The sequence below is a fragment of the Paenibacillus sp. CCS19 genome (assembly GCF_033239625.1).
Taxonomy (GTDB): domain Bacteria; phylum Bacillota; class Bacilli; order Paenibacillales; family Paenibacillaceae; genus Paenibacillus_T.
Map to the genome: position 1 here is coordinate 1 of NZ_BTCK01000024.1, position 14,896 is coordinate 14,896.

7 protein-coding genes are annotated in these 14,896 nt (G+C 51.0%); 5 read left to right on the plus strand and 2 right to left on the minus strand.

What is annotated here, in order from left to right; all coding sequences use genetic code 11:
* Nucleotides 1-299 precede the first annotated feature (299 nt).
* Together SBI19_RS16820 and SBI19_RS16825 are read right to left on the minus strand one after the other, a co-directional pair.
* Nucleotides 300-1,043: a sugar phosphate nucleotidyltransferase gene (locus SBI19_RS16820; protein WP_317970216.1), complete on the minus strand. Its 744-nt coding sequence runs from the start codon at nucleotides 1,041-1,043 to the stop codon at nucleotides 300-302.
* Between the two features lie 44 nt (nucleotides 1,044-1,087).
* Nucleotides 1,088-1,966 carry an AraC family transcriptional regulator gene (locus SBI19_RS16825; RefSeq protein ID WP_317970218.1) on the minus strand — a complete coding sequence of 293 codons (879 nt, stop codon included), beginning with the start codon at nucleotides 1,964-1,966 and terminating at the stop codon, nucleotides 1,088-1,090.
* Between the two features lie 136 nt (nucleotides 1,967-2,102).
* Between SBI19_RS16825 and SBI19_RS16830 the strand changes: the two genes are divergently transcribed.
* The 5 genes from SBI19_RS16830 (at nucleotide 2,103) to SBI19_RS16850 (ending at nucleotide 14,845) form a co-directional block, all read left to right on the plus strand.
* Nucleotides 2,103-4,601 carry a glycosylhydrolase-like jelly roll fold domain-containing protein gene (locus tag SBI19_RS16830; protein ID WP_317970220.1) on the plus strand — a complete coding sequence of 833 codons (2,499 nt, stop codon included), beginning with the start codon at nucleotides 2,103-2,105 and terminating at the stop codon, nucleotides 4,599-4,601.
* Nucleotides 4,602-4,998: 397 nt separating this feature from the next.
* Nucleotides 4,999-11,637 carry a DUF5695 domain-containing protein gene (locus SBI19_RS16835; protein WP_317970222.1) on the plus strand — a complete coding sequence of 2,213 codons (6,639 nt, stop codon included), beginning with the start codon at nucleotides 4,999-5,001 and terminating at the stop codon, nucleotides 11,635-11,637.
* Between the two features lie 76 nt (nucleotides 11,638-11,713).
* Nucleotides 11,714-12,721, plus strand: coding sequence for an S-layer homology domain-containing protein (locus SBI19_RS16840; RefSeq protein ID WP_317970224.1), 1,008 nt, complete (start codon nucleotides 11,714-11,716; stop codon nucleotides 12,719-12,721).
* Between the two features lie 205 nt (nucleotides 12,722-12,926).
* The gene (locus tag SBI19_RS16845) at nucleotides 12,927-14,585 is read left to right on the plus strand and encodes an MGH1-like glycoside hydrolase domain-containing protein (protein WP_317970226.1); all 1,659 of its coding nucleotides are present in this window, start codon (nucleotides 12,927-12,929) and stop codon (nucleotides 14,583-14,585) included.
* 17 nt (nucleotides 14,586-14,602) lie between these two features.
* Nucleotides 14,603-14,845, plus strand: a complete 243-nt coding sequence (locus SBI19_RS16850) for a family 43 glycosylhydrolase (RefSeq protein ID WP_317970228.1) — start codon at nucleotides 14,603-14,605, stop codon at nucleotides 14,843-14,845.
* The last annotated feature ends 51 nt before the right edge of the window (nucleotides 14,846-14,896 follow it).

Below are 14,896 nucleotides of genomic sequence, written 5' to 3' on the forward strand. Positions count from 1 at the left end.
GAGGTGGAAGCGCAGCAATGCGTGCAGCTGACGAGTACTAATCGATCGAGGGCTTATCCTAAATATCCTTCTTAGGAAGGTAAAGCATATACTTAAGCTAAGAATGGTTTGCTACCCTATTCATATCCAGTTTTGAAGGTGTGATCTTTGTACAAGACACATCAACAAAAGCCGGTCATCCATTGGATGACCGGCTTTTGTTATGAAACTATGGCATTTCGCAGTCGATCTGGTATTTAGCAGCCGTTATATAACCGGCTGCTTTGTTGTTGAAGACAACATAGCGTCCCAACCCACGCTTATTCAATCTGTTTATGACTGAACGCACTGCTTGTCCGTATCCAATTCTCTTTGGTCCCGGTGTCCCATCGCTTTCCTTCATAGGTAACTCCGTATGCATTTCCCCGCGAAATCAAGCGATTAATCGCCTCGGTCAGATAGACTTCTGCGCCTTCATCCGACCTCAACTGTTCAATTTCATCGAATAGCTCGTGCGTCGCAATAAACCGTCCAGTGGACGTATAGTTGGAAGGAAACGCATCCTTTGGTTTCTCAATAATTTGATGGAGTTCAAACAAGTCAGGCTTGATAGGATTCAATGATAAACTGTTATAGATTTGCAGTTCTGCTCTACTTACTTCCTCTACACCTGTAACGAGTCTTGCTCCCAGACTTTGATATTGATCGATTAATTGCTTCATTACAGGAATCGTGTAGTCGAAGATATCATCAGCGTAACAGATTCCGAACGCTTCCTTACGAAGCAGATCCTTCGTCAGATATAAGGCAGGTGCCGTACCGTTAATTTGATCCTGAACAACAAAACGGATCTTAGGGTTATCTCGGTAATACTCCTGTATGATTTCCCTCTTGTGCCCTATGACCATGATGATGTCTTCGATTTGAGCTTGCTCCAATTCCTCTACTACAAAATCAAGGATAGGTTTCGTGCCAATCGGCAGCATCGGCTTCGGGATCACTCGGGTGATTGGATGCAGTCTTGTTCCCAATCCAGCAGCTAATATTACAGCTTGTTTGACCATATTGTCCTCCATCATCCTTGGTATGTAACGCTGTCATTCATCGGCTATCGGTTGTACATACGAAACTCCGAAGGCGTCATGCCGGTCTCTTCCTTAAAGCTTCTATGAAAATAATGCGAGCTCCCATAGCCAAGCTTGCTCGCTATCTCATCAATCGTTTCCCCTGCAAGCAGCAGCCGCTTCGCATGGCGAATGCGCTGTTCCAGCATGTAGGATTTCGGCGTTGACCCCATCGCTTTCTTGAACAACTCGGTAAAATAAGCGGTCTGATAGCCGCAAGCGAGAGCTAAGTCCGATACCGACCATACACGATCCAGATGCTGCTCCAGCAGTTGAAGAGCGGGCATAATTTTCCGCTTGCTCTCCGGCTCACGCTCCTCTCTCAGATGATAGAGAAGGGTTGCAAGCAGCAGACTCATTCTGCCGCGGAGGGCAATCTCGTAACCAAACGCCTGCTGCTGGTACTCGTTAACGATATGGCTGATCATATCTTCCAGATGCGGCGCTCTTATCTTGAAAGGCAGCGTAATCGTATCCCCATCTTGCATGTTAATGCATAGTTCAACCGGGTCCTGATTCATCTGGTCCTCACCGCAATATAACATGCGCGGGGAGGGATGGACCGGTATGGCCGATTCGCAGTCCCATTGAAAATGAATGCTGTAATAGGTGTAAGGGGAGTCTGTCGACTTGCTGCTCAGCATCATGGGAATGCCGCCCCCGTATAGACCAAGATCTCCCGAGCGGAGCTCGAACGTCTGATTGCCAACCCGAAGTTCAGCCGTACCCGAAAGGGTATATATGAAATGATAATCAGGAATAATGCGAGGTCCCCAAGCATATGTCGGTGCTGCGATGGTTGTGTCCGCAAAATTAACGGTTGGACGCAGCTTATCAAACTCGCCTACGATCAGCGCACACAAGTGCATTCGCCTCCTTCTTGCCTCCTCATTATAATGAAAATCCGAGAAAACTGCACAGATAACCGAGAAACCTGCAAATACAGACCATTACGGGATTGATATAGTAGCGATATAAGGAAGTAAGAAGATGAGGTGAATGACAATGAGCGCATTCGAGACGTTGAAACAGCAATTCATCGCCCCTGCAGCCGAATACAGCCCGATTCCGTTCTGGTTCTGGAATGACGAGTTGACGCGGGAGGAGCTGCTCCGACAGCTTCATGATTTTCATTCCAAAGGAGTCGACGGTTTCGTTATCCATCCACGTATGGGACTCTCACGCAAGATGCCCTATTTGTCCGACGCCTATATGGATCTGGTCGAAGCTGTTGCAGCCGAGGCGGCCAGCTTGGGGATGAGCGTCATTCTCTATGACGAGGGCATGTACCCTTCGGGTTCCGCTTGTGGATTGGTTGTGAAACATAATCCCGACTATGCCAGCCGCGGATTGTTGCTTCAGGAAATTCCATGTGAGAGGGGTACATATTCATTCCCTATCAAGCTATCTTCCAATGAGAACGTTGTCTCGGTGCAAGCCGTAAGGAAACGTTCAGAAAGCGAAATCGAACAGATTCAACCGATCACATTGGATCCTGGGCAAAATGTCATTTCATTCACGCCGCCAGAGGAAGGTGAATGGTCGATTCTTCTGTTCATCGATACGCTTTCCGAGGGTACGATTCGTGGTGTTCATGAAGGGCAGGACGATGGCGAATCGGAAGCTCCTCTTGCCGCAGACTTGTTGAACCCAGATGCGGTACAAACTTTTATTACATTGACGCATGAACGATATTACGCCAGACTGAACCGTTATTTCGGAACGACGATATTCGCGATGTTCACCGATGAACCGGATCTGCTCGGCCGCGGTCACAAGAAAGGGCTTAAGCCGTGGACACGTGGCTTTATGAACGACCTCCAAGCTCAAGGCATTCAAGAGAAAGATTTGGCGGCGCTCTGGTTCGAAGCAGGGGATGCAACAGAACGGGTTCGGAGTATTTACGAGAGCGCTGTTCGGAATCGAATGACCCGTACCTATTACAAGCCGCTCTCCGATTGGTGCGAGGCACATGGAATAGGGCTGACAGGTCATCCCGCTGCAAGCGATGATATCGGCCTGCTTGAGCACTTCCATATCCCGGGTCAAGATGTTGTGTGGCGATACATCGCTCCCGAGAATGACAAGGGCATAACAGGGGTCCACAGCACGATGGGCAAATGCTCCTCTGACGCTGCCCGTCATCGCGGCAGAAGAAGGAATCTGAACGAGAGCTTCGGCGTCTGCGGACCGGAAGGCGGATGGACGCTTACCGCGGACAATATGAAGTGGTACTTGGACTGGCTGTTCGTCCGAGGCGTCAACCTCATTAGCCCGCATGCCTTCTATTACTCGATCCGGGGAGATCGGCGCGATGAACGGCCGCCGGATGTTGGGCCAAATAATATATGGTGGTCGGAATACAACCAGATCTCGAGCTACATTAAACGGATGGGCTGGCTGATGACCGATTCCAAGAACAGTGCAGAAGTCGCCGTCCTAGCTGGCGCAGCCTATCTGCCATGGCGAATCGTGAGACCGCTGTACGAACGGCAGATCGAATTCAACTACTTGGAAGAATCGCTTCTGAACGACTCGTGCCGCTTCACGGATGGAACGATCGATATTGCCGATTATCGATACAAAGCAATCTTGATCGAGGATGGTCATAGACTGGAGCCGGCCAGCTGGCAGCGGTTAGAGCGGTTTGCCGAGCAAGGTGGCTATATCTTCGAGCTGTGCGAGGACGGGGATGCATCAACTCCGAATATCGGTCAGGTAAGCATCGGGCAAGTGGAAGAAATCTCGGAGCTGTTAGTGTGCCAACTGGGGAGCGAGGTTACATTAGAGCCAGCATCGAGCACAATCCGGATCAGCCGTGTTACGAAGAATGGCATTCACTTCTATGTTGTTGTGAATGAGGGGGAGACACCATACGAAGGTGTCATAAGGACGCGGTATGGAGGTCTGACCGAAGTCTGGAACCCATGGACAGGCGTGAGTGAGAGGGTAAATGGTGAACGGACAGCGGATGGACAGGACGTTACATTACGAGTCGAACGCAGGGAATGTCTGATTGTTGCGATTGACCCACAAGGGAGCTTCAACGAAAGCCTCGGCTCTGGATCGACGTCGACGATGGAGGTCCAAGCAATAACGGACTTGTCGGCAGGCTGGCAAGTTACCGACGGACCATGGACCGGCGAACGGAATGAGCTCACTTCTTGGACTAGCTGGCCCAGCATGGAGCAATTCTCTGGAACGGTCACATATGTGAAAGAGTTTGTGCTCGATGATCATGCCCTAGCAGCACAATATAAGCTTGATCTTGGCGAAGCACATGAGCTCGTCCGTCTCGAAGTGAACGATCAAGCGATCGGTACGCAGATGTGGAAGCCTTATGTCTTCTCTCTAGAGAATGCACTCAGGCTTGGCGTGAATCAACTTCGCATATCGGTGACGAATAGTCTCGCGAACAGCTATGACGGCAAGTCACTTCCGTCTGGAATAATCGGTCCGGTGCGGTTAATCGCACTAGGAGAGCGTAAACCGCAATAAGGAATACAACTTAATTCGAGGTTATTGAATCCGACGATGGCATCATGCAGCCGGCCATCCCATATGGATGGCCGGATTTTGTTTTGTCGAAATATAAGAGATGCCTGGGGTCAAAAGATAGAATCTGGGAGGCGATCACTCGGCTTTCCTTTTTTTAACTTTCACACCTATGAACGATCCCGAGAAGGTTGAAAATCTTAAAGAACAGGTTGAATATGCTGATATTTATCCTTGAACGTATCCTTTATAATTTCCGTAAAGCGCTTTCAATTTAAACGTTTAGCTCTTTAATTTTTTGGAGGGAGGTGGGCGAAGTAGAAACAACACTAGCCTTTACGTGGTAGAACGATTGAGCGCTTGCAGTGCGGATTGATTATGAAGCAAACAGGAGGCTAAGATGAAAACGACTACCAAAAAGTTGACGTCACTGGCTACTGCATTTGTAATGGTTCTTCAAGTGCTGCCCTTCGGGATTAACGCGGCGCCTTCGGCAGCCGCAGCAGCGAACAGTATCTCTAACGCTAGTCTCTCTGCCAAGATCGGTGATTTGGGGCAGATTGAAGAACTATATATTCAGAATAACCCGACGAATAAAAGCGGCAAACCGATCAATTTTGTTTTGCCTAACAATACATCGCCACAGAACGACGTCCAGCATCAATGGATGGGCGAAATGATTTTCTCTTACCGTACCGGGGACAGCGATCAGTTCCCTAACGACAGGACTGGATTTATTGAAGTAGATACGAATAAAACACTGGCCGCCGGCGGATCAACCAAGTACACGACCATTAATGCGTCTAACCCTTATTTCTCGAAGACCGCTTCGTCAGACGGCAAGAAAGTGGAAGTCAACTTCATTGGTCAGAATCTGGATTCCACAACGGCTCGAACGATGAAAGGCTTTGACGTGAAGTCTGTATTCGATACGGATACCGCAGATGGTTCGATGCTGTGGGAAATCACGGTCAAGAACAAAAGCAGCAAGTATATGGAATTCGGAGATATCGGCTTGCCGATGCCTTGGAATAACAAGTATGCCAATCAATCCGATACCTATGACAACCGGGTAACGGTGCATAATTTCGCCGGCGCCGACAGCGGTTATTCCTATGCGATCCGCACGAGCGGCGAAGGGAATTTCATGATGTTCACCCCAGTGCCCGAAAGCGGCGCACGCATTGAATATGTGGATTATTGGCTGGGCGACACGGGCGAGCTGCGCAACGGAAGTCTGTACGCCAACTGGGTCGGCGACAGCGGCGGCTGGTTCCCGGGGCTGAATGTGCTCTATATCCATTCCAAGGACATTCAGAAAACCGGACGTGGATATTTTACCGATGCAACCAGCTTGATTCTGGCTCCTAATGAGGAGAAAACCTATAAGTTCAAGTTCTCAGCTGTACGCGCAGGCGACAACACGCCTCAAGCAAATGCGCAAAGTCCTAATAATGCTTCTACTTCGATGGAAGACCGTGAGGCTAACCTTCGCTCAACCCTGTACAAATCTGGCATGATCGATGCGGTTGCTTTGCCTGGCTTCCAGGCTGCGATCAATATGCCGGTTTTGCTGGATCTGCATTATGACGACAACCTCATCGACGTGCAGTCCATAGCTATTCAATCCGTTAACGAGAATGATCCTTTCGATGCCGCACATATTCCGACGATCAAGTCGGGTTCGACCAGAGCCCAGATGGTCAACAATTCCCGTGCCGGACGCGGACTCGCTGACGGGAACCCGGGGTATTCGGAATCGGTACAGTTTGTGGAAACCAAGGTTGTAAACGGTGAACAGCATCATATCTATTCGCTTAAGTTCGGCAATATCGGCAATAACAGCGTACGCGTGGACTATAAGCTGAAGGCCGATCCTGAACAAGCGGATAAGTTTACGCAATTCGAATTCAATATTCTTGCCGAGCTCGATCAAACATCGCAGGCACACTCCGAATTTATGGTAGAGAAAACACAGGATACGGACCCGAACAGCGCTACCTACGGCATCTACCGTGACTGGTATCTGACGACCGGCATTGACATGGTGACGAACCACTGGGGAGATGACTGGAGCCACGACAATATCAACTTCATGACCATGAAAAACTATCTTGATCCAAACCCGGATGAAATAAGATCCATTGAAAACTACCTGATCGACTTCATGTGGGAAACGTATATGAAAGATACGCAGAAGACCTTTACGGTCGCGAACTATCTGAAGGATTCAGGCGTCTACACGAATTCATCAGCCCCTTATGTACGGACGTTCTCCGAACAGATGGAATCGACGGGCTACTTCAACATGTATCGCATCCAGAAGGCTTATCCTAATCTGTTGAAATATCGCGAAACGCCGCAATACTATCTGGAGAAAGCTTACGGTATTTACTATAACCGCGTCTCCAGCGGAGCGGTTGGATTCTATGGCGAGCAGCAGATACCCGATATGATCGAGGCGCTGAAAGAAGAAGGAATGCTGACGGAGTATGAGAATCTGAAGCGTAAATTCGCTCAAACCAAAGGCCGGAACATAACCAACGCGTCTTATCCCTACGGGTCCGAATTTGAATATGACAACACAGGCGAAGAAGGAGCGTATGCCGCAGCCAAGGCGCTGCGTACCTACTACCCTGGAGATGCAAAGGCGACTGCAGCGTTAACAAGCATGGGAATGGCTGACCTGAAGACTCGTGCAATGCGGGGCATTCAGCCTACTTGGTACTATTATTCCGTGCCGGTATTCCGCGCCGGCGAAGGCTGGTGGAACTTCCAATATACCGCTTCCTTGGCGGGATCTATTATGGATGACTGGCTCCGCTATGAGAATGACGGAAGAACAGCGGAACAGACGGCTGTCGCGCAACAGCGCAACTATGCGGCGAAGATTTCCAACTTCAACGCCATCAATATGGGGCAGATCTCCGCACAGTCTGTAGGCGGCATCTCTTGGCGATATAATGCTCAGAAGGGCGGAACGGGCACCAAGAACGTCAACGACGGCGGTACTCGCGTGATGAACAATGGCTGGCAGGACTTCTCCGGCGAATCAGAGGAAGGACTTTATGGCTCGCTATTGCGCATCAGCTCCGATATTGTCACCGATCCGGTATTCGGACTGTTCGGGTATGGCGCCCTGGTCACCGACGAGGACGGCGCTTATCATATCACACCAAAAGACGGCTTCGGCAAACGCATTAACTTACTCGATGAACAAATCTACCTCGTCTCGGAAAGCGACAAAATCGAGACTGCAAACATTCACAAAGACGGCAGTTCCTATAAGCTGCAGCTCTCGAATCTTGCGAAGAGCGAGCATGCTTCGAAGATTACGTTCGATGGAGCAGGCGTAGAGAATGGCTATTATACGATTAAACTAGATGATCAAGATGCCGGACAATTCTATGTACAGAACAATAAAGGCACGGCGATGTTCCAGATGAGCAGCGCGCCAACTGCCGAATTGACGATTGAGAAGGCAGATGCGGGTGATAACGAAGCTCCGCAGGTTGTTGCAGAGCTGACAACGGAAGACGCGCAGGCGATGATGCCGTTCGAGATGAGCGGCAATGTAACGGATGACGGCGCACCGACTGGCGCGTTGACCTACCAATGGGAAGTTATCAGCACGCCGGAAGGCGGCCAGCTCAGCTTCACCAATCCGAAGTCAACGGTCACACGTGCGAACGGCACCAAAGGCGGCTCGTATACGGTCAGACTGACCGCCAATGACGGGCAACTGAGCGGCTCTAACGAACTGACCTTCACGCTCTCCGCTGCGCCGGACAAACAACCTCCGGTAATCGGCGAAGTGACAGCGGTTCAGGACGCTGCGAACAGCAGCATAGTCCGATTGTCCGGCACGGCGACCCCGGATCCGGTGTACAGCGCGGTATATCCACCGGTATGGACGTACGGATGGACGGTTAAGCAGAAGCCGGATGACTCGGCGGATGTTACGTTTGTAGACGGCGATAAAACAAATGCATTTGCCCGCATCAGCAAGGCAGGCACCTATGTGTTTACTTTCACGGCGGCCGATGAAGGCAAGACGTCCAGCAAGGATGTAACGATTAATGTCGCACAAGACGCCGATGGCGTCTACAAGGCGATCAGCGTTGTGACGCAGCTGAACACAGCTCCGATACTTCCAACACAAACGGATATTCTGACTGATGACGGCTATAAGCCAAGTTCGATCGCGTGGAATGCAGTTGATCCAGCCAGCTATGCGAAGACGGGCGAATTCGTTGTCGAGGGCAATATCGCAGACAGCGAAGTGAAGGTGCGCGTTACGGTATATGTCGTCAAATCGCAAGCTGCCAACAATGCGTTGATTGCACGGCCTTCTGCCAGCTACTCTGGCGGCGACGGATATCCAGAAGCGATGAATAACGGCTTCGATCCGAAGAGCTCGTCGGATTTCTCGCCGACTAGAGGAGCCTCCAACAGCGCATGGCACAACTGGGGCAGAGAAGGAGACCCGTCATGGGTCATGTATCAATGGGATGAAGCGTTCCTGGCCTCTTCGATGGATGTCTATGTGTTCCGGGACGGTTCCGGCAATTTCCAACCTACGGATATGAAGCTTCAGCTTCGTGATGCGGAAGGCAAATGGTACGCGCCAAGAGGAGTGACAGGGCTTGGAAATGCATTGAATAAATACAACACGACCACCTTTGAGCCTGCCTATATTACAGGCGCTCGCATTGACATGAAACCGATCACCGCGGGGACCGGTATTCTGGAATGGAAGGTCAATGGTTATACAGGAGCGGTGGATAAATCGCAGCTGGCGCAGGTTCTTAACTTCGCCAACTCATTGAAAGCTGCGAACTTCATCGGCCAAGGCCTTGAACCGATTGCCGCTGCGAAGACGGGCGCTTCCGCTGTGATGAACAGCAAGGAAGCTACAGAAGCGGATGTTGCGCAAGCCGTTAACAAGCTGCTGACAGATCTGCGATTGCTGACTCCGCGCGATAACAATATGGCGTTCGCAGCAAGTCTCTCGGCCAGCTACACGTCGGCTTGGGAGAGCCTTCCTGCCGTCAACGATGGGTTGAAAACGGCAACAAGCAACCCGCATTGGGGTTCGTGGGGCAATACAAGCTCGGAGGAATGGGTGCAGTATGATTGGCCGCAGGGCGCAACGATCGCGAGCTCCAATCTGATGCAGTGGACGGATAATGGCGGCATACTAGCGCCTACCAAGTACACGTTCGCTTACATTCCGAAGAACAGTACGACGAATGAATGGGTAACGGCAGGCACGGTTACGACAGGCATCATCGCGCTTACGACGCCAGTCGGTTCATCCAATCTGTATGCATTCGACCCGGCTCTCGAAGTTAAATCGCTGCGTGTTACGATGACGAAGAAAGCCCGGGATGGCAATGGCGTCGGCCTATGGGAGTGGGAAGTGTTCCAACCGGCAGCCAAGCAGAATCAGCCGGCACCAACAACGCCAGCGGGGGTTGCGCCGACCGTATTGGGCGGTAATGACGGTAAGCTCGTTGGCGTTACATCGGCAATGGAGTATAGGAAGGCAGGCACGCAAGCCTATACGGCCATTGCAGGAACGGAGGTTACAGGCCTCAGCGCCGGCACGTATGAGGTTCGATATATGGCAACCAGTGCTCTGAATGCCAGCCCGGATAAGGAAGTTGTCATTCCAGAAGGGCAGATCCAGAATCCAATGGCCAGCATTAGCGGTCCTTCATCATCCGTGTTCATCGGTCAACCGATTAACCTTGCAGTTGGCGTTGCTGGTCTGACGCATAATTTCAATATGCTAAGCGTGGAGTTAAAGTACGATCCGGCTATGATTGCGTTTGCTACTTCACTAGATAATGGTGTTAACGTCTTGGATGCAGCCTCGGTTACGCCTTCTCGTGCTGGACTCCAAGTGCTTCAGACAGCTGTGAAACCGGAATCGGGCGAGATCCTCCTTATTATGGGAGTCGCAGGATCATTCCTAACGGGTGACGGCGAATTATTCGTTCTTCAGGGCAAAGCCAAGGAAGATGCAGCTGCCGGAACAACGAATGTTACGATTACCAAGCAGGAAATGGTCGGCGATGAAGGCCAATATTCCTTGCTAGACACCTCGTTGGCTGTGGCAGGCATTCAAGTTGTACAGGTAGATAAGACGGCATTGATTGCTTCTATCGCAGCGGCTCAAGCCATTGCTGACGTGGCAGTTGAAGGAGATCAAGAGGGCCAATATCCGATTGGTTCCATCGCCATCTTACAAGCTGCAATTGATGGTGCATCGGCAGTGGTGCAAGATGGAGCAGCGATACAAGCAGACGTTGTTCAAGCATCTGCTGCATTGGAAGAAGCCGTAACAGCCTTCAATGGTTCGATTATTCATATCAATAAAGTCGAATTGAATACAGCCATTGATGATGCTGGGCAAGTATTGAGCGTTGCAGTGGAAGGATCGGCACCGGGTCAATATCCAGCAAGCGCGAAGGCTGCACTTCAAGCTGCGATTGACGCTGCAGCTGCTGTTCGCGACAGCGGCACGGTAACGCAAGCTGATGTGGACGCAGCTGTGTCGGCATTAGCGACAGCCGTGAGCACATTCAGAGCGAGCGTGATTCCTACGCCTACAGCTGATCTGGGCGCATTGAATCAAGCGATCGCTGCTGCTCAGGCTCAAGCCGCTAAGGCAACAGCGGGCAACAAGATCGGTCAATATCCAGGAGCTGCAATCACGAACCTTCAAGCGGCTATTACAGCAGCGATTAACGTGAAGAACAGCGGAGCTTCACAGTCGACGGTTGATGCAGCGGTCGTAACATTGAATAATGCCGTAACGACATTCGCATCAACGATTGTGACGCTTGTACCTGGAGCGACATCCATTACGATTCAAGATCTGTCGATCATCGCCAAGTACTACGGCGTTAAGAAAGATGAGCCGGGCTGGGATATCGTAGAGAAGGCAGACATGTTCGATAATCATGAGATTACGATTCTCGAATTGGCAGCCGTAGCACGTATGATCGTTGGAGATTGGTTAGAGCATTAAACAATCGTAGCTAGTGGGATGAAGCGGGAAGGTGCTGCGGCGCCTTCCTCCTCCTTTTAATGAAGGGATGATTCGCATGTTGAAACGTAGATTCGTATTGCTATTGTCCATCGTCATCCTTGTTATGGGAGTGCCTGTGGGTACTGTTATGGCTCAAGACACGAACGCCACATTCGAATTAAAGCTTAAGTTTTCGGCTAAGGATGTGAAGCTGTCCATTATAGGTCATGGGCTTGCGGATCTGTACGCTTATGATTTGGAGTTGTCCTATGATGACACAGTTCTTTCCTTCAGCAAGGCGCAAACTTCGATTGCAGGCTTCTCGGTAGAACCTATCCTTAGCGCTAATACGATTCGGATTGCGCATACGAAGATAGGTGAGACCAGCGGCGAGAAGGGGGACGTGGAGTTGTCCGCGGTAACCTTCAAACGTATTGCGCCCGGGGCAACGGCTATCAAGCTTAGCACGATTAAACTCGTTGATTCTAAGCTGGATATGGTTACGTTAGAGCCTAAAGTAACGGCATCGGTCATTGATCATCTCGATGAGTTGACTTTCACAGACGTTAAGGGACATTGGGCTGAAGCCTCGATCTATGAAGCTGTAAGGGTGGGCTTCGTGACCGGTTATGCGGACGCGACCTTCAAGCCGAATCTTGAGGTCACAAGGGCGGAATTCGCCGCGATGATCGTTCGAGCGTTGCAGATTAAGACAAGCGACGGTAAAGGTCTGACATTCGAAGACAATAATGCGATTCCGGTATGGGCGAGAGCTTATGTGCAAACTGCGGTTGAGGCGGGGCTGATTACGGGTTACAAGGATAACGCATTCGGTGCGAACCGAAAGATTACTCGCGCAGAAATGTCAGCGATCATTGTACGTGCACTTCCGCAGGAATCAAGCTCAACTATTCCCTTGCAGTTCGCCGATCTTGATCAGATACCGGCATGGGCCATCCCATCCGTGAAGACAGCAGCGGAGCTCGGCATTATGAAAGGAAATACGCATAATCAATTTGTTCCTCATGCACCTGCAACACGTGCAGAGGCCGTGACGGTAATTCTTAGAATGCTGGCCGTATAAAAGAACGAACACATTCTGCAGTGGTAATTCTACAGCAGAATGTGTTCTTCTGTTTTGTTCATTCGGATTCGATTCCATTTCGATAACTCTATAATTTTGTAAGAATCTCCTTTACTTTTGTTTGTATCTGTCTCGACTTGTTTCCGATACAATGAAAGCGCATTTATTGTCCGACGAGCTAGTGGAAAAAGGAGAGCAGCCTGACATGAGCGATTTGCTTAAGAAAATGCGAGCTGTTGACGTGGTATCCCGAGCAGGCGTGCGCGATGCGGAATCAGGGCGTTCGCTGCATGAGGAATTTGTCCGATCGGGCGTGAAGTTCGCCGCCTCTCCGAAGGGATTGGAGGATGTCTATTACGCTGCCGTAGACAAGCTGGCGGATTGCGTAAAGACGGATAAGCAAGGGAACGCGATTTTGCAAGAAGGCGGCATTTACTTCGGCTGCTGGCTGGAGAGCACCGGAACGATCAACGCTGAGCTGCTAGCGCGATTTGCGCCGGAGACGGCGCAATCGACATTCGCACAGTTCGCGCGCTTACAGCGTGAGGACGGCTTGCTGCCCTATAAGGTTACAGCGGATGGCGCTGTGTTCAAGCAAATTCAATTGGTGACGCCGCTGGCGCGCAGCGCGTGGAACCATTATAAGTTGAACGGTCGGGACCGTCTGTTTCTAGCGCAAATGTATGAGGCGCTCGCAAGGTACGATGATTGGCTTACGCAGTACCGCGATACACGCGGCACAGGCTGCGTAGAAGCGTTCTGCGCATACGACACTGGGCATGATCTGTCGCCGCGTTTCTGGCATATACCGGATACACCGTATATGGACGATCCGAAGCGGTATGATCCGGCTATTCCGAGCTTGCCCCTCCTTGCACCTGATCTGACAGCCAGTGTCTATTGCGGACGAAAGTATCTAGCAAAGATGGCAGCGGAGCTAGGGCAAGAAGAAGCGGCGATTGCTTGGGAAGAGAAGGCACGGCAGACGCATGCGAGCTTGCTTGAGCATTGCTTCCATGAAGAGGACAGCTTCTTCTACGATGTGGATCGGCATGGCGCATTCGTTCGCATTCAGTCCGATGTGCTGCTGCGTGTACTCGCTTGCGAGGCGGGGGATGCTGCGTTGTTCGATGCTGCGCTTAAGCGGTATTTGCTCAATACGCGCAAATTTTTCGCCAAGTATCCGCTGACCTCGATTGCGATGGATGATCCGCGGTTCGATCCGTTCTCGAGCTACAACACGTGGGCAGGGGCGGTTAATTTCCTTAGCCTTATCCGCGCGCCGTATGCATTCGAGCATCATGGCCGGTACGTAGAGCTGACTTGGATCCTGCAGCCGATTGTTTCGGCTATTTCGCGTATGCAGCGTTTCGGTCAATGCTTGAGCCCATGGACGGGGGAAGAAGGCTTCACGGAGACGTACTCACCGGCTATCCTGTGCGTGCTTGATTACATCGAGCGGCTGTGCGGTATCGTTCCAACGCCCGAGGGGGAGCTGTGGTTCACCGCTCTAATGCCGCAAGGGCGGGATCACGGCGTGAAGCTGGCGGATGAAACGGCCTACTCGCGGAATGTAGATGGCGTAGAGTTTGAGCTGCATAATACGCACAAGACATGTGCGATCTATCGCAATGGCGAGCTTCTGTGCGAGCTTCCGGCTGGCGTCCGCATCGTGACCGACCGCGCTGGCAACGTACGCAAGGTAATCGGAATGACGGTTCAGCTGGTGGAAGGACGATTGATTTTGGTTCAAGACGGCGTCGAGCTTCCGATCTGTATCGCTGGGAACGAAGTGCTGCGCCTGCAAGATGGACGGTTCGAAGTCGAGTCAGCGCCTGGCGTCGTCGTGCCAACCTATGAATGAGGGGGGTTATTCATTCTATGCCCATGCTAACCAAAGATCAGATCCAGATGCGCGACCCGTTCGTATTGCCGCGCGAAGCGGATGGCATCTATTATTTATATGGCTCGACCGATGCGGATATCTGGAAGGCGAAGGGCATTGGCTTCGACGCTTATCGCAGCAAGGATTTAGTGAATTGGGAAGGACCTTTCCCGGCATTCCGTCCGACGCCTACATTTTGGGCGGATCTCAACTACTGGGCACCCGAAGTGCATCCGTAATATTTTATTTAAATAATGCGACCCTACCGTCCAATAGTTGGTATGGGTCAT